We start from the raw sequence: 15,873 nt of genomic DNA, 5'->3' as shown, positions 1-15,873 counted from the left end.
ATTTTTTATTTTTAACGAAGGCCGCGGCCCAATTTATTCAATTTGCCTTCTTTGCTATATTCTTTAACCAGTTTGTCTAAAATACCGTTGATGAAATTACTGCTTTTAGGCGTGGAGTATTCTTTTGATATTTCCAAACATTCATTGATGGTTGCCCGCTCCGGAATGGTGGGGAAATACAAAAACTCGGCAATCCCTATTTTAAGGATGATCATATCGATATCGGCGATGCGGTCCTTGTCCCAATTTGGCGTTTTTCCGTCTATTTCGTTATCCAATTTTTCATTGTTGAGAATAACTTTCCGAAGTAATTTAAGTGCAAACTCCCTATCGTCTTCTTTTTTATACAAGGAAGGTACCAATATTTCAGAAGCGTTTTTTTCTGAAATTTTAGAGAGCATCTTTACCATTGCCGTATTCACCAATGGGAAATCGTCCAACCACGTTAAGCGCTTATCTTCCAAATATTCATAAAGCTTTTCATTGGGGGCAATTACTTCTTTGTAAAACTTAACGATAAAGGCTTGGTCTTCTTTAAGTGAAGCTTCATTTTTTGAAACATATTCGGTATAAAAATCCTGTTGTTTCAAGGAATTGAAGATAATGGCAACGTATTCGTTGTCATCTTTCCAATAGTTCAGTTTTTTGTTTTTAAGTGTTTCGGCAAGGGTTGGGTTTGCTTCTATGAGGTTGATTACCTTATTGTCAACAAAGGTACGGTTGGGGTTTTTTTCCTCGGCGGTCGCCAAATGTTTTTGTTGTGATTTCTGAAGGAATTTTTCAGCGTGGTCTTTTACCTCAACCATTAATTGGAGCAACAATAAGTACAGGTCCTGCATTTGATCCATACTGTACAACAAGAACTTTTCCTGTTTGTCCAAATCTTGGTGCTCGCTTTGATAAAAAGCGTAAACCGATTGTAAAACCTTGACCCTAATATGTCTTCTTGTGAGCATATTTTAAAATAAAGAACAGTTATAAATAAACAACGCACAAGTTATCTTGTGCGCTGCAAATATACTGTTTTATTACTGTTATTGTTTGTTTTTTTCTTTTCGCTCTTCTATCCTTCTATTGGCCATATTGAAAGCAGCTTGATGTGTGGTAACATCGTTTTTCTCGGCGTTTTTCAATATCTCGAGCGTGGTGTTGTAAATGTTTTCGGTCTTGCTCATGATTTCTTGGCGGCCGTAGTTTTCCAATTCGGCATAAACATTTATAATCCCCCCAGCGTTAATGAGGAAGTCCGGTGCATAAACAATACCTTTTTTACGGAGTTCCAGACCGTGTTTTTGTTCTTCGGCCAATTGGTTGTTGGCTGCTCCAGCGACTACTTTTGCCTTCAACTGGCTGATGGTTTGATCGTTAATCGTTGCCCCTAAGGCACAAGGTGCGTATATATCCATTTCTTCGGCATATATGTTGCCTCCTTCGTAAATGGTTGCACCATATTTGTCGCGCACTTCTTCTAATCGTTCTTGGTTAATATCGGCAATGTGCACTTTGGCACCTTCGTTGGTCAAATGTTCTACCAAGACCTCCCCAACGTGGCCAATTCCTTGCACATACACTACGCGGTCTTCCAGAACATCGGTTCCAAAGGCATATTTTGCAGCTGCTTTCATCCCCATAAACACGCCATAAGCCGTGATGGGCGATGGGTTTCCGGCGCCGCCCAAGGTTTCTGATATCCCAGTAACATACGGGGTTACCGAACGCACCAAGTCCATATCTTCAGTATTCATACCTATATCTTCGGCAGTGATGTACTTACCGCTCAAGGAATGGACAAACTCTCCAAAGCGTTTCATTAACTCTGGCGTTTTTTGAGTTTTGGCATCTCCAATAATCACTGCTTTACCGCCACCCAGGTTAAGACCGGTAATGGCCGATTTAAAAGTCATGCCCCTTGATAGCCGAAGCACGTCGTTTAAAGCTTCCCATTCGCTGGTGTATTGCCACATACGGGTGCCGCCTAATGCAGGGCCTAAAACCGTATTGTGTATCCCTATAATTGCTTTTAAACCTGTATCTTTGTCGTTGCAAAAAACGATTTGCTCATGATTATCAAAAGATTGTTGCCCAAAGACGGGATCAACCTTATATAATTCATTTGTATTAACTACTTCAGTCTCCATAAATTTGTTTTTAAATATCCCCTAAAAAGGTAGGGCAAAAGTACAGTATTATTGATAATCGAACAAAGCATTTGACGCTAAAAGAAGAATTTGTTAATAAATTTCGCACCGCTACATGAAAGAATTACAATATCTCAATCAATATTTCATAAAATACCGTGGCCGTCTTTTGGCGGGACTTTTAATTACCATTGCCGCCACTGTATTTACCATTGTGGTCCCAAAAAAAATTGGAGACTCCGTAGATGTTGTTCGAGGGTACATCAATGGTGACATCGCAGATTTAGCCTATGTAAAAAGCGAACTGTTACAAAATATATTGTTGATTGTCGGTGCTACCTTGCTTTCGGCTTTTTTCACATTTTTAATGCGACAGACCATCATCGTGGTTTCGCGCCGAGTGGAGTTTGACCTTAAGAACAAGATATTTCAGCAATACCAGCGGCTGTCATTGAGTTTTTACAAACAGAACCGCACTGGCGATTTAATGAACCGCATTAGCGAAGATGTCTCTAAAGTACGCTTATACGTAGGGCCTGCGGTAATGTACAGCACCAGGACCATTACGCTTTTTGTGGTTGCTATAAGCTACATGTTTTATACTGCCCCCGTCCTTACGGCCTATGCTATTGCGCCCTTGCCCATACTATCGGTCCTTATTTATAAATTGAGTGTTGAAATAAACAAAAAAAGTACCGCCGTACAGCAATACCTCTCTCAGCTCACCTCATATACCCAAGAGAGTTTTAGCGGGGTAGCCGTGATAAAAGCCTACGGAATTGAACCGCGCACCAACGAAGCTTTTGCAGATTTGGCCGAAGGCAGCCGTGAAAAAAACATAGACCTGGCTAAGGTACAGGCACTTTTTTTTCCATTGATGATTTTATTGATCGGAGCCAGCAATATTCTGGTCATTTACATTGGCGGACAGCAATTTATAGACGGGAAAATCGACGCCGGAACCATTGTAGAATTTTTAATCTACGTAAACATGCTTACGTGGCCAGTGGCTGTAGTAGGCTTTGTAAGCTCTATGGTACAACGGGCAGAGGCTTCGCAAAAAAGGATAAACGAATTTTTAAGCGAAGAACCGGAAATTAAAAACAAGACAGAAGAAAAAACAAGCATTAAGGGCAAAATAACTTTTGAAAACCTCTCTTTCACCTATCCTGACACCAATATTACCGCCTTGAAGAACATTTCTTTCACGGTTAACCCTGGGGAAACCCTTTCTATTATTGGCCATACCGGATCGGGGAAATCAACCATATTAGAACTCATTGGCCGGTTGTACGATGTACAAGAAGGTACCTTAAAAATAGACAATACCCCAATTGCGCAGTTAAACCTGGACAGCCTGCGAAGCAGCATAGGTTATGTGCCCCAAGATGCCTTTTTATTTAGTGAGAGCATTAAAAACAACATTCGGTTCGGGAAAGAAGAAGCCAGCGATGCCGAAGTGAAGCAAGCTGCCAAACGGGCTGCCGTGCATAAAAACATTATAGCGTTCAGCAAGGGCTACGATACTGTTTTGGGAGAGCGCGGCATTACGTTGAGCGGTGGCCAAAAACAACGGGTATCCATAGCCAGGGCCATTATTAAAGACCCGCAGATATTATTGTTCGATGATTGCCTTTCGGCAGTCGATACCGAAACCGAAGAGGAAATCCTGAACAACTTGCACGAAATTTCCCAAGATAAAACCACCATCATTGTGAGCCACCGTATATCTTCGGCCAAAAATGCAGACAAGACCATTGTGCTGGATGACGGTAAAATAATCCAGCAAGGCACTCATAATCAGCTTATAAAAGAAGAAGGCTATTATAAAGAGTTGTATGCCAAACAACTTTCGGAAAAAGAAATGTAGTGATTACTTGCCATATTTCTATTTTTTTTGGATTTTTGGAAAAACTTAACAAATCCTAAAACCAATGAGCGAACAGCATACGATGGAGCAAGAAGAAATACAATCTAAAGTGATGCGTGCGGGAAGACGCACCTATTTTTTTGACGTAAGAGCTACCAAGGCTGGAGATTACTACCTTACGATCACTGAAAGCAAAAAGTTTACAAACGATGATGGATCCTACCATTATAAGAAACACAAAATCTATTTGTACAAAGAGGATTTTCAAGATTTTAGGGACAACCTTGAAGCAATGACCGATTTTATCATTGATGAAAAAGGCGAAGAAGTGATTAGCGAACGGCACCAAAAAAATTATAAAAAAGAAGAAAACAATGCCGTTAGTGACACAGATGCTGCAACATCAGACTTTACCGATGTAAATTTCGACGACATATAAACAAGACCAAGATTACCTAAAAAAGTTGAAAACCGTCCCTGCAAAAAGGGACGGTTTTATTTTTTTCAACCTAATTTTCATTATTTTGCAACCGTGAAAACAGCCGTAGTTATACTAAACTGGAACGGAAAACAATTGCTGGAAACCTTTTTGCCATCGGTAATTGCATTTTCCAAAGAAGCAACGGTTTATGTAGCCGATAATGCCTCCACTGATGATTCGGTTGCTTTTGTAAAGCAACAATTTCCGCAGGTAAAGATCATACAAAACAAAACCAATGCCGGCTATGCCAAAGGTTACAATGAAGCCCTCAAAAACCTGCAAGAAGACCTATTTGTTTTGCTCAACAGCGACGTGGAAGTAACCCACAACTGGCTATCTCCCGTGCTTCAAGCTTTTAAAGACGACCCCAACTTGGTAGCTGCCCAGCCCAAAATACGCGACTACAATAATAGAAACCTGTTTGAGTATGCAGGTGCGGCCGGCGGCTATATCGATGCGTTGGGATATCCTTTTTGCCGTGGACGTATTTTTAATACCCTTGAAAAAGATACCGGCCAGTATAATGACACGGTTCCTATTTTTTGGGCCAGTGGGGCCTGTTTATTCTTAAAAAAAACCGCTTTTGAAAATGTAGGCGGATTTGATGAAGACTTTTTTGCGCATCAAGAAGAAATCGACCTATGTTGGCGATTACAGACCATAGGCGGAACAGTAAAATACATTGGAGCTTCAAAAGTGTATCACGTGGGCGGGGCGACCTTGGCAACGGCAAACCCCAAAAAAACATTCTTCAATTTCAGAAACACCCTACTCCTGCTTCTAAAAAACGTAAAAGGCGGACGCGCTTATTTCTTGATTTTAACACGCATGTTGCTGGACGGGGTGGCGGCAATCCAGTTTTTAACGCAAGGGAAATTCAAACATATTAGCGCCATTTTGAGAGCGCATTTTAGTTTTTATAGCCTTTTTTATATATTTCTGAAAAAGAGAAGGTTACAGGCTTCAAAATTTAAGTATTACACCAAAAAATCGATTGTTTGGGCGTATTTCATTCAAAACAAACACCGATTTAACGACCTCTGGTAAATTTTACTTAAAGTATTGTTAATCGTTAGCCACCTCCTGTTCTATTTGATAATTTTGGATATTAAATTAAATAAACTAATTATGAAAAAAATATTGATTCTGGCTGTTTGCTCTGGACTTTTGTTCACATCATGCGTTTCCAAAAAAAAATACGCTGATTTAAAGGACAAGCAAGAAAAAACACAAGACCTATTGAACACTGCAACCGTTAAGCTAAACGATTGCCTTTCAGAAAAATCAGGATTGGAAGCTTCAAACCAATCGTTGAAAAGTCAAGTTGCTTCATTAAATGCCACCAATAAAGATTTGATACGGCAGATTGGAGATTTTACAGACCTTACCAAAAAAGGTGCTGAAAACTTAGAAAAATCGTTAGAAAGCCTTAAAGAAAAAGACTTGACCATCCGCAAATTGCAAGATGCCGTTACCCGCCGTGATTCGGTGAATTTGGCATTGGTACAAAGTTTAAAAGGTGCCCTTGGAAATTTGGATGACGAGGATATTGAAATAAGCGTAGAAAAAGGTGTTGTTTACGTGAACATTTCAGATAAACTATTATTCCGTAGCGGAAGTTATCAAATTACAAGAAAAGCCCGAGAGGTTTTAGGCAAGGTAGCTACCGTGGTTAAAAACAAACCAGATTTCGAATTCTTGGTGGAAGGCCACACCGATACCGACCCAATTAATACAGGTTGTATTAAAGACAACTGGGATTTAAGTGTGCTTCGAGCAACAGCTGTAGTTAGAACGCTTCAAGACGACTTTGGCGTAGCCCCTGCACGTATGACGGCCGGTGGGCGCAGCGAGTACGTTCCCGTGGCAGGCAATGATACTGCAGCAGGAAAAGCCAAAAACCGTAGAACGCGCATTGTCGTATTGCCAAAAATCGATCAATTTTACAACATGATCGAAGACGGATTGAAAGACCCTAAAATAAACTAAGGTTTTTAAAATCTTAAAATAATTCAAAACCCGGCAAACAGCCGGGTTTTTTTAGCTACATTAGTGATAGTAATGAAAGGCGAAGAAAATATCATTGAAAAGTTTTATCGGGCTTTCGAGCATTTAGATGCCGAACGCATGGTGGAGACCTACCACGACGATGTAACTTTTGAAGATCCCGCTTTTGGGATATTGCGAGGCGAAAAAGCAAAAAATATGTGGCGTATGCTTTGCAGTTCGCAGCAAGGAAAGGATTTTAAGATAAAAACAACCAATATAGCATACGAGCCCGAAAGAGGAACCGCCCGCTGGGAAGCGTATTATACGTTCGGGAAAAAAAAGAGGAAGGTCCATAACGTCATCAATGCAAAATTTGAATTCAAGGATGGTAAGATCATCAATCACTTAGACCGTTTCAACCTGTACAAATGGTCTAAACAAGCAATGGGCGTCAAGGGGTTTTTGTTGGGATGGACCGCTTTTTTCAAGAAAAAACTCAACAAACAGACCAATATACGACTTACAGAATTTGAAGAAAAAACACTAAAACATAAAAAAATGGAACCAATTACAACCAACTGGACCCGAGAAGAATTAAAAGCATATATCCTGTTATACTGTGCCCACGCAGATTTTATTAAAACCCAAGAAGAAGTGGATTACATAAAATCGAAGGTTAGCGAAGCCGATTATGAAAAAATACGCAAAGAGTTTGAAGAGGACACCGATTATGAATGCATTCAAAAAATTGAATATACCATAGAAAAGTACAACTACTCTAAAAAAGAAATAGATCGCCTTTTTAAACGCATTAAAGAACTGTTCTTATTAGATGGCGAGTACAACGCCGCAGAGCAAAGCATCTTTATGGGGTTAAAACACTTATTGAAAGACCGCTAAATTTTCAGGCTCCCCTTGCCTTCGCGTATCAATAGCGGCTCGTCCCCTGTTAAATCGATGACTGTGGAAGGCACGTTATCGCCATAACCGCCATCGACCACCACATCGACCAGTTTTTCCCATTTTTCAAAAATAAGCTCAGGGTCTGTGGTGTACTCGATCACTTCATCATCATCTTTAATGGATGTAGAAACAATGGGATTGCCCAATTCCCGAACTATGGCCCGGGTTATATTGTTGTCAGGCACCCGGATGCCCACTTCCTTTTTCTTTTTGAAAACGGTGGGCAAATTGTTGTTTCCGGGCAAAATAAAGGTATAAGGCCCCGGCAAAGCGCGCTTTAAAATCTTGAAAGTAGAAGTATTGATTTGCCTTACGTAATCTGAAAGGTTGCTCAAATCTTCACAAACAAATGAAAAATTTGCTTTTTCCAGCTTTACCCCTTTCAGCTGTGCCACACGTTCCAGTGCCCGGTTATTGGTAATATCGCAACCCAAGGCGTAAACCGTATCGCTGGGATAGATCACCAAGCCGCCGTCCTTGATTATTTTCACAACTTTTTTAATTTCCTTTGGACTGGGGTTTTCTTCGTAAAGTTTAATGTACTGTGCCATAACAACATTTTTTTAGGGTGTTTTTAAAGATAGTTGTATTCTTTCATATTTTCAAAATATTCTGAAAAATCCCTTCGGAAAAAAGAATAAAAAACATTCTGGGCAATCTCTGAAACAATTAAACGTTGTATCACCACAAAATAATCACCTTTCCATGAACAAAAGTTTTCCCTCCATTGTAATTCTTACCCTAAGCTTGTTCTTTATTGCCTGTAGTGAAGACAACAAACCACCTATTGTGATTGAACAGCCCTTGGCCGAAGTAACGCAACTGGATGTTTCTTACGGTGAAAACCCACAACAAACTTACGATCTGTACCTTCCCGGAGGACGTTCTTCAGAAAAAACAAAGGTCATCATCCTCATACACGGCGGCGGCTGGATACAGGGCGACAAGTCCAGTATGGAGGTTTATGTTCCGCTGTTGAAAGAAAAACACCCCAACCACGCTATTGTAAACCTAAATTACGTGTTGGCCCAAGTGCCCACCGTGCCTGCATTTCCCAATCAGTTTTTAGATTTGGGGCGAGCCATCAATAAATTGACCAGAGAAAGCGAATCTCTCCAGATAGCACCGGAATTTGGCCTTATTGGCGTCAGTGCCGGCGCCCACATTGCATTGCAATACGATTATGTATATGATACCGAAGACCAAGTAAAAATGGTGTGCGACATTGTGGGACCGACCGATTTTACCGATCCTTTTTATACTGAAAATGCTAATTTCCAATTCTTGCTCAACGCTTTGGTCGATGAAACCGCATATCCCGAAAACAGCAACATTGCCCAACTTATTAGCCCTGCTTTGCAAGTAACCGAAAGCAGCAGTCCAACCCTACTTTTTTATGGAAATGAAGATCCTTTGGTGCCATTAACCAATGGAGAAACCTTGCAGGAAAACCTCTCCAGCAACGGCATTACGCACAGCTTTATCGTTTATACCGGCGGCCATGGCAACTGGGATGAAGCCTCAAACTTAGACTTGCAACTGCAACTCACTTCTTTTATAAACGACCACCTTCCCGTGGCGGAGTAAGCACCTTATAATTTTGATTGACAGACTCATATTTGAGAAAAAACACCATCGTTTCTAATCACGTGTTCATTAGGAAGAAAGCACTTCCAGTTTGGCAAAACGCAGCAGTAGCTTTTTGAGGCCACCGTTGTCAAACTGGATTTCGGCTTTGGTATCGGCGCCTTTTCCTTCAATAGAAAGTATTTTCCCTTTTCCGAAGCGCACATGTTCTACTTTTGTGCCAACATCCAGGTTTGCAGCTTTTGGGTCAAAATTTTTATTGGTGTCGCTGGAAACCGGTTTTAACCTCCGCAGTTTTCGCAATTGGGCTTCCGTGGGACCGTTTTTTTTTGGTGGCGTTCCTGCTTTTGGTTTTTTCAACCGCAGTTTGCTTTTGTCCACTTCATCAAAAATATCCGCATCAATAAGGGGTTTGAAGCGATTTTCAGTTTTTGGGGTCAGGTATTCCAAAAAACTTTCTTCAATTTCTTCAATAAACCGGCTGGGTTCGGCATCGATCAATTTTCCCCAACGATAACGGGACTGGGTGTAGGTTAAATAGGCTTGTTTTTCAGCCCTGGTCAAGGCTACATAAAACAAACGGCGTTCTTCTTCCAGTTCGGCACGGCTGTTCATGTTCATGCCGCTGGGAAAGAGGTCTTCTTCCATACCAACGATATACACATAGGGAAATTCCAAGCCCTTTGCCAAATGTACGGTCATCAGTGCCACTTTGTTATCGTCGCCTTTCTCGTTGTCCAAATCGGTCGCCAAGGCTACGTCTTCTAAAAATTCGGCCAAGGAACCTGTGGTATCGGCCAGTTCTTTTTGTTCTTCAACAAAATCGCGCATCCCGTTGAGCAATTCTTCAATATTTTCAATTCGGGCAATACCTTCTGGTGTTCCGTCTTTTTTAAGCTCTTGGAGCAAGCCTGTTTTTTTGGCCACATGCTCTGCCACCTGAAAGGCGTTCTGGTTTTTGTTCAAAATTTGAAAACTCTTGATCATGGTCACAAAATCTTCCAGTTTGCCCTGTGTGCCTTTATTGATTTTTAAATTGATCTTGTCCAGGTTTTGCATCACTTCAAAAATGGCCCGATTGTAATGATTGGCAGCAACGGTAAGCCGTTCCATGGTGGTCTGCCCTATTCCCCGTGCCGGGTAATTGATCACCCGTTTTAGGGCTTCTTCATCTTTGGGGTTTAAAATTAACCGTAGATAAGCGATGACATCTTTTATTTCTTTACGTTGGTAAAAACTTAACCCTCCATAAATACGGTATGGAATATCCCGTTTGCGCAGGGCATCTTCAACGGCCCGTGACTGGGCATTGGTACGGTAAAGCACGGCAAAATCGCTATAGTTCAATTGGTTGTTCATGGCCGTTTCAAAAATGGAACTGGCCACAAAACGGCCTTCGTCACCATCGGTCATGGTACGGTTTACCTTTATTTTGTTGCCTTCGTCATTAGCGGTCCAAACAATTTTTTCAAGGCGTGTTTTGTTTTTTTCAATAATGCTATTGGCGGCGTTTACGATGTTTTTGGTCGAACGGTAATTTTGCTCCAACCTATACACGGTAACATCATCATAATCTTTTTGGAAGTTTAGGATGTTGTTGATGTTCGCGCCCCTAAAAGCATAAATACTCTGGGCGTCGTCCCCCACCACACATATATTTTGAAACCTATCGCTCAAAGCTTTTACGATTAAATATTGGCTGTGGTTGGTGTCTTGGTACTCATCTACCAGAATGTACCTAAACCGGTTTTGGTAGTGTGCCAGCACTTCGGGGAAACGGGTAAGCAGTTCGTTGGTTTTCAGCAAGAGATCGTCAAAATCCATCGCACCGGCCTTAAAGCACCGCTCTACATAATTGTTGTAAATATCGCCCAAACGCGGCATTTTGGCCATGGCATCGGCTTCCATTAATTCGGGATTGTTAAAATAGGCCTTTACAGTTATCAAACTGTTTTTATACGAAGAAATACGCGAATACACCTGTTTGTATTTATACACATCTTTGTCGAGCTGCATTTCCTTGATAACGGCCCGGATAACGCTATGCGAATCTTGGGTATCGTATATGGTGAAATTTGAAGGGTAGCCCAAGCGGTGCCCCTCAAACCGAAGAATTTTTGCAAAAACACTATGAAACGTGCCCATCCAAAGGTTTTTCGCTTCACTGCTGCCCACAATCTGGGAAATACGCCCTTTCATTTCCCTAGCGGCTTTATTGGTAAAGGTGAGGGCCAGGATATTGAAGGGGTCCACCCCTTGCGACATCAAATAGGCAATGCGGTAGGTCAACACCCGGGTTTTCCCTGAACCGGCACCGGCAATAACGATCATAGCCCCGTCTTTCTGTAAAACGGGAGCACGCTGTGCATCATTTAACTGTTGAAGGTATTCTTGCAAAATCTGTTTGTTTTCTGAAATTTTCCGAAGCTGAAAAATACTGAAATTCAATTAAACCCTTAGGCGCTTTTCCTATAATTTATAAACAAAATAAGCTATTGTAATTTATTTGAAAACCCCTATCTTTAAGTTTTGCCAAAATGCCTGGAGACAGGCTTTTTTTCTGGCGCAGCTCCTTTATCATTAAACATTTTTACATGGATTCAGCAGTAGAGTTTATAAAATCGATTCCTTGGTGGGCCTGGGTGCTTATTGTACTTGTATTAGTTGCCGTAAAAGACATATTTTTCAGCAAAAGGCATACCATCCTGCACAACTTTCCAATCGTGGGGCATTTTAGGTATTTACTGGAAAGCATTGGGCCAGAATTAAGGCAGTACATCGTGGCAAACAATCGCGAGGAACTTCCCTTTAACCGCATTGAACGAGGCTGGATTTATGCCTCGGCAAAAAACGAAAACAATTATGAAGGTTTTGGTACCGACAGGGATATATATGAGCCCAATTACATTTTTGTGAACAATGCCATGCTCCCATACAAATTACCAAAAGGGCATCCCAACATTAGCGACCCATACTTTTTGCCGTGTGCTAAGGTTATGGGCGAAGGGAGAAGGAAAAGACCTTATCGGCCCGCTTCGGTAATCAATGTTTCGGCCATGAGCTTTGGTTCGCTATCTGCAAGGGCAATAGAATCGTTGAACAGGGGTTGCGCCTTTGCAAGCGCCTATCACAACACTGGCGAAGGAGGACTATCGCCTTACCACAAAACAGGTAGCGATGTTGTTTTTCATTTTGGTACTGGTTATTTTGGGGTACGCGATGATGATGGTAACTTTTCCATGGAAAAAATGGTCAAACTGGTCAATGACAATCCCCAAGTGCGCGCTATAGAAATAAAGCTCTCGCAAGGTGCGAAACCTGGCAAAGGCGGTGTGTTGCCTGGAGCCAAGATCACGGCCGAAATATCAGAAATACGCCATGTGCCTATGGGGAAAGATGTGTTGTCCCCTCCATCGCACAGTGCCTTTAACGGTATTAAAGAATTGGTTGATTTTGTGGAAGACATTGCCGAAGCCACAGGCCTGCCAGTAGGTATAAAATCTGCTGTAGGGAAAATGGAGAACTGGGAAGAACTGGCCGATATTATGGCACGAACCGATAGGGGGCCAGACTTTATAACCATAGATGGGGGCGAAGGTGGTACTGGTGCCGCACCGCCAAGTTTTGCAGACCACGTGGCCTTGCCCTGGATTTACGGGTTTGCTCAAGTGTACCAAGTATTTAAAAGACATCAAATTTGCAACAGGATTGTTTTTGTTGGCAGCGGCAAATTAGGCTTTCCGGCTAGAGCGGTTATGGCGTTTTCCATGGGAGTAGACTGCATAAACGTGGCCCGGGAGGCCATGCTTTCTATTGGGTGTATCCAAGCCCAGCAATGCCATACCAACAAATGCCCCAGTGGCGTTGCTACTCAAAACAAATGGCTGCAAAGGGGGATTAACATTGAGGACAAATCGGTACGGACGCACTTTTATTTTAAAAATTTCAGGAAAGAATTTTTAGAAATGACACACGCTTGTGGTTACGAACACCCTTGCCAGTTTAAAACCGATGATGTTGAACTTACCGTAGGCGATAAAAATTTAATAAAAAGCCTTGCTCAAACTTTCACGTATGTTAAAACAGTGGTGCCGTTTAATGGTATGCAAGAACTGCAGGACAGCCCGCACTTAGGCGGCCATTATCGTAGAAAGGAAGAAAAAAGACATGTAAAAGAACTGAAGAGAGAAAACAAGGTTCGATATTAATTTTTATTTTTACCCCCAAAAAACACGTACATGGAACCAGAACAGCTTATAGGCTATGTTGCCTACTTATTACCTGCCATTGTAGTGGGCATTGTAGCCTATTATTTTTTTAAAGGCCATACGGCAAACGAAGAAAGCCGACGCCGGTTTTTAATACAAAAAGAAGCCCAGAAAACTGTGCTGCCTACCCGGATGCAGGCGTACGAACGATTGACCCTTTTATTGGAACGCATAGACCCCAACAAGCTGTTGATACGGGTTAAACCTTATTCCAATAGTGTGGAAGAGTACGAAAAATTGCTAATCAAGAACATTGAACAGGAATTTGACCACAACATTACCCAACAAATCTATGTTTCGTTAGAGTGCTGGAACTTGATACAGACTGCAAAAAACGCAACCATACATGCCATTCGCCAAGGTGCCATGCACGAAAGCGACAAAACAGCCGATGCCTTTAGGGAGTGGATGTTACGTAATTTTATGGAAGAGGTCACCCCATCTCAAAAAGCCCTTGCGTACATTAAAAAGGAGGTTGGAGAACTGTTTTAGTAAATTTGGGTTAAGGTTCAAACAATCCATTCCTGATGGCATACAGCACCAGCCCGATTCGATTTTTGAGATGAAGCTTTTCGTAAATGGAATCGCGGTAGCCCTCAATGGTCTTGGGGCTTAAAAACATTTTTTCGGCTATTTCTTTGTAGGTCATTTCGGTGCAGGCGTGTTTTATAAACGCTACTTCCCGTTCTTTAAGTTCTACTTCTGTTTCATCTTTGGTCAACGAACCAATCAGTAATTTTGAGATGGTATTGGTATGGTAGTAGCCTTTCTCTATAACTTGGTTGAGTGCTTCTTCCAAAATTTCTTTTTTGGTATCCTTCATTAGATACCCTTTTGCACCGGCCCGTAACATTTTCAAAATGGTCTTTTCGTTTTCTTCTACTGAAAGGGCCACTACTTTAACCTTGGGGAATTGCTCCTTTAAAATGGCAGTGGTTTCTATGCCGTCCAATAGCGGCATGTTTATATCCATAAGCACTACATCGGGGATGTTGCTGGGTATTTTCAGCTTGTTTAAAAACTCTTGTCCGTTTTTGCACAGGCACACCACTTCAAAATTTTCAAAATCACTTACCAAGCCACCTATGGCCTCTAAAAGCAAGGTATGGTCATCTACAACGGCAACTTTATGTTTCATACATCTAATTTACATAAATATCTGTTATCGAGAATGTTAAATATCATCAAGTTTCTCTGGATTGGGTTCATACGTTAATTTTAGGGCTGTGCCTTTATCTTTTTCTGAAGTGATTTTTAAATCTGCACCAATTACCTTGGCCCGGTTTTTCATGTTTTTCATACCAATGCCAGAGTAATCGGCATCACTCGCAAAGCCAATACCGTTGTCTTGGGCCAAAATAAAAAGTTTATCTGCCTTGTAATTTATTTCTACATTTAGATGCGAAGCCTTGGAATGTTTTATGGTGTTTGAAAAAAATTCCTGTAAAATCCTGAAAATGATAATTTCTTTTTCGTTGCCAATATCATATTGTTTGCCGGTTACCAGAAAATTGGACTTTAAGAATTCCAACCGGTTAAAACGTTCTATCTCCATATTGAGCGCCTCTATTAGATTGAGGCTTTTGAGCGCTTCGGGATTTATCAATTTTGATAACGTCCGCAGTTCGTGTATGCCTTTTCCTATGGTCTGGGCAACTTCTTCTAAGGTTTCGGGACGGTCTTTTGCCAATTGTACCTGTATTTTGGCGAGTGTCATTAATTGGCCAATGTTGTCGTGGAGCTCCCAACTTATATTTCGTAGGGTTTCTTCGCGTATCTCAATCTGGGTTTCTGAAAGTTCCTTTTCAAAGGCTTTTTTGGTCCGTTCCTGCTCTTCAACCAATTTATTTTTCCGACGTACAAAAACAATAAACAGCGTGATGATGACCCCTACCAAAAGCAGTAGTATCAACACCGAAACCAATCCCGCTATTTCTTTTTGGTCCATATAAAACCCATTGTAAAACAACTGTACATAATAATAATCAAAATACGTTGTACGTTGTAAAGCGTTATAAACAAATCATCGTTACCGGCAAAAAACTCCCGGGAAAGCTTTATAGGGATGTAGCCAACATAAAACAGCAACAACCCGATACTGATCCAAAAAAGAAGATCCTCCCGTATGTGCAACACCCTTGTATCTGACAATATTTCAATATAATATAAAATTATACAAAAAATAATCAAACAGGCCCCCGTTATATAACTGATCATTAAACTATCATAATAGGCATTAACAGTAAAGACATTGATAACCGTAGCTATTAAAAACAATATAACGCTATAAACAATCCATTTTTTATAGGTTTTGCCCTTGACAAAGTTCCAGAACACGTAGAAAAAATACGAAAAGAAAACAGTATTGTAAACATTGTACATGATTACATTTCTATCCAACCAGTAATACACATACTTGGCCGAGATTTCATTTATAAGGTTATAAATCAAAATCCACACAAAATACTTTAAGACCGTATGCTTGTACTTGCCATAAAAAAGGATTGCCGTAACTGTGGCAATCCCGTAAAATGACAGTACTATATAATGAAATACGCTGTTAAAAAGCTCGTCCAC

The 15,873-nt window shown here is 41.0% G+C and carries 15 protein-coding genes; 8 read left to right on the top strand and 7 right to left on the bottom strand.

Annotation, left to right across the window (positions count from 1 at the left end; all coding sequences use genetic code 11):
* Window positions 1–11 precede the first annotated feature (11 nt).
* The gene (nusB, locus tag DDV96_RS14245; protein ID WP_116695456.1) at window positions 12–956 is read right to left on the bottom strand and encodes a transcription antitermination factor NusB; all 945 of its coding nucleotides are present in this window, start codon (window positions 954–956) and stop codon (window positions 12–14) included.
* 78 nt (window positions 957–1,034) lie between these two features.
* On the bottom strand, window positions 1,035–2,138 hold the full coding sequence (locus DDV96_RS14240) for a Glu/Leu/Phe/Val family dehydrogenase (RefSeq protein ID WP_116695455.1): 1,104 nt from the start codon (window positions 2,136–2,138) through the stop codon (window positions 1,035–1,037).
* A gap of 115 nt (window positions 2,139–2,253) precedes the next feature.
* Here DDV96_RS14240 and DDV96_RS14235 point away from each other — a divergent pair, with 115 nt between their 5' ends.
* The 5 genes from DDV96_RS14235 to DDV96_RS14215 all read left to right on the top strand — a co-directional run bounded on the left by DDV96_RS14235 (window position 2,254) and on the right by DDV96_RS14215 (window position 7,378).
* A complete protein-coding gene (locus DDV96_RS14235) occupies window positions 2,254–4,008 on the top strand; it encodes an ABC transporter ATP-binding protein (protein WP_116695454.1) in 1,755 nt (584 codons plus the stop codon).
* Between the two features lie 64 nt (window positions 4,009–4,072).
* The gene (locus DDV96_RS14230; protein ID WP_116695453.1) at window positions 4,073–4,447 is read left to right on the top strand and encodes a PUR family DNA/RNA-binding protein; all 375 of its coding nucleotides are present in this window, start codon (window positions 4,073–4,075) and stop codon (window positions 4,445–4,447) included.
* A 93-nt stretch (window positions 4,448–4,540) separates the two neighbouring features.
* Complete coding sequence (locus DDV96_RS14225) at window positions 4,541–5,536, top strand: glycosyltransferase family 2 protein (RefSeq protein ID WP_116695452.1); 996 nt, start codon at window positions 4,541–4,543, stop codon at window positions 5,534–5,536.
* Between the two features lie 81 nt (window positions 5,537–5,617).
* Window positions 5,618–6,478: an OmpA family protein gene (locus DDV96_RS14220; protein ID WP_116695451.1), complete on the top strand. Its 861-nt coding sequence runs from the start codon at window positions 5,618–5,620 to the stop codon at window positions 6,476–6,478.
* 72 nt (window positions 6,479–6,550) lie between these two features.
* On the top strand, window positions 6,551–7,378 hold the full coding sequence (locus DDV96_RS14215) for a nuclear transport factor 2 family protein (RefSeq protein ID WP_116695450.1): 828 nt from the start codon (window positions 6,551–6,553) through the stop codon (window positions 7,376–7,378).
* Here DDV96_RS14215 and DDV96_RS14210 read toward each other — a convergent pair.
* Complete coding sequence (locus tag DDV96_RS14210) at window positions 7,375–7,992, bottom strand: L-threonylcarbamoyladenylate synthase (protein WP_116695449.1); 618 nt, start codon at window positions 7,990–7,992, stop codon at window positions 7,375–7,377. The two genes, DDV96_RS14215 and DDV96_RS14210, sit on opposite strands and share 4 nt — an antisense overlap.
* Before the next feature lie 154 nt (window positions 7,993–8,146).
* Here DDV96_RS14210 and DDV96_RS14205 point away from each other — a divergent pair, with 154 nt between their 5' ends.
* Window positions 8,147–9,028: an alpha/beta hydrolase gene (locus tag DDV96_RS14205; protein WP_116695448.1), complete on the top strand. Its 882-nt coding sequence runs from the start codon at window positions 8,147–8,149 to the stop codon at window positions 9,026–9,028.
* A gap of 69 nt (window positions 9,029–9,097) precedes the next feature.
* On the opposite strand, the gene DDV96_RS14200 is transcribed toward DDV96_RS14205, so the two are convergent.
* On the bottom strand, window positions 9,098–11,425 hold the full coding sequence (locus DDV96_RS14200) for an ATP-dependent helicase (protein ID WP_116695483.1): 2,328 nt from the start codon (window positions 11,423–11,425) through the stop codon (window positions 9,098–9,100).
* Between the two features lie 197 nt (window positions 11,426–11,622).
* Between DDV96_RS14200 and DDV96_RS14195 the strand changes: the two genes are divergently transcribed.
* Both DDV96_RS14195 and DDV96_RS14190 read left to right on the top strand, forming a co-directional pair.
* Entirely contained in the window at window positions 11,623–13,236 is a 1,614-nt protein-coding gene (locus DDV96_RS14195; protein WP_116695482.1) for an FMN-binding glutamate synthase family protein, read from the top strand.
* A 30-nt stretch (window positions 13,237–13,266) separates the two neighbouring features.
* Window positions 13,267–13,788, top strand: a complete 522-nt coding sequence (locus tag DDV96_RS14190; protein ID WP_116695447.1) for a DUF7935 family protein — start codon at window positions 13,267–13,269, stop codon at window positions 13,786–13,788.
* Window positions 13,789–13,798: 10 nt separating this feature from the next.
* Here DDV96_RS14190 and DDV96_RS14185 read toward each other — a convergent pair whose 3' ends face one another.
* From DDV96_RS14185 to DDV96_RS14175, 3 genes are read right to left on the bottom strand one after another with little or no spacing between them, the layout of a single operon-like run.
* Complete coding sequence (locus DDV96_RS14185) at window positions 13,799–14,434, bottom strand: response regulator transcription factor (RefSeq protein ID WP_116695446.1); 636 nt, start codon at window positions 14,432–14,434, stop codon at window positions 13,799–13,801.
* A gap of 36 nt (window positions 14,435–14,470) precedes the next feature.
* Window positions 14,471–15,244: a sensor histidine kinase gene (locus tag DDV96_RS14180; protein ID WP_116695445.1), complete on the bottom strand. Its 774-nt coding sequence runs from the start codon at window positions 15,242–15,244 to the stop codon at window positions 14,471–14,473.
* Entirely contained in the window at window positions 15,226–15,873 is a 648-nt protein-coding gene (locus DDV96_RS14175) for a hypothetical protein (RefSeq protein ID WP_116695444.1), read from the bottom strand. The genes DDV96_RS14180 and DDV96_RS14175 overlap by 19 nt, the downstream gene beginning before the upstream one ends.

This window comes from Marixanthomonas spongiae (assembly GCF_003095375.1).
Classification (GTDB): domain Bacteria; phylum Bacteroidota; class Bacteroidia; order Flavobacteriales; family Flavobacteriaceae; genus Marixanthomonas; species Marixanthomonas spongiae.
This window is presented reverse-complemented; position numbering and strand designations above follow the sequence as displayed.

Coding starts and splice junctions, on each gene's coding strand:
- DDV96_RS14185 (WP_116695446.1), bottom strand. CDS start 14,434: ATGAAACATAAAGTTGCCGTTGTAGATGACCATACCTTGCTTTTAGAG.
- DDV96_RS14215 (WP_116695450.1), top strand. CDS start 6,551: ATGAAAGGCGAAGAAAATATCATTGAAAAGTTTTATCGGGCTTTCGAG.
- DDV96_RS14190 (WP_116695447.1), top strand. CDS start 13,267: ATGGAACCAGAACAGCTTATAGGCTATGTTGCCTACTTATTACCTGCC.
- nusB (WP_116695456.1), bottom strand. CDS start 956: ATGCTCACAAGAAGACATATTAGGGTCAAGGTTTTACAATCGGTTTAC.
- DDV96_RS14240 (WP_116695455.1), bottom strand. CDS start 2,138: ATGGAGACTGAAGTAGTTAATACAAATGAATTATATAAGGTTGATCCC.
- DDV96_RS14195 (WP_116695482.1), top strand. CDS start 11,623: ATGGATTCAGCAGTAGAGTTTATAAAATCGATTCCTTGGTGGGCCTGG.
- DDV96_RS14205 (WP_116695448.1), top strand. CDS start 8,147: ATGAACAAAAGTTTTCCCTCCATTGTAATTCTTACCCTAAGCTTGTTC.
- DDV96_RS14230 (WP_116695453.1), top strand. CDS start 4,073: ATGAGCGAACAGCATACGATGGAGCAAGAAGAAATACAATCTAAAGTG.
- DDV96_RS14180 (WP_116695445.1), bottom strand. CDS start 15,244: ATGGACCAAAAAGAAATAGCGGGATTGGTTTCGGTGTTGATACTACTG.
- DDV96_RS14220 (WP_116695451.1), top strand. CDS start 5,618: ATGAAAAAAATATTGATTCTGGCTGTTTGCTCTGGACTTTTGTTCACA.
- DDV96_RS14210 (WP_116695449.1), bottom strand. CDS start 7,992: ATGGCACAGTACATTAAACTTTACGAAGAAAACCCCAGTCCAAAGGAA.
- DDV96_RS14235 (WP_116695454.1), top strand. CDS start 2,254: ATGAAAGAATTACAATATCTCAATCAATATTTCATAAAATACCGTGGC.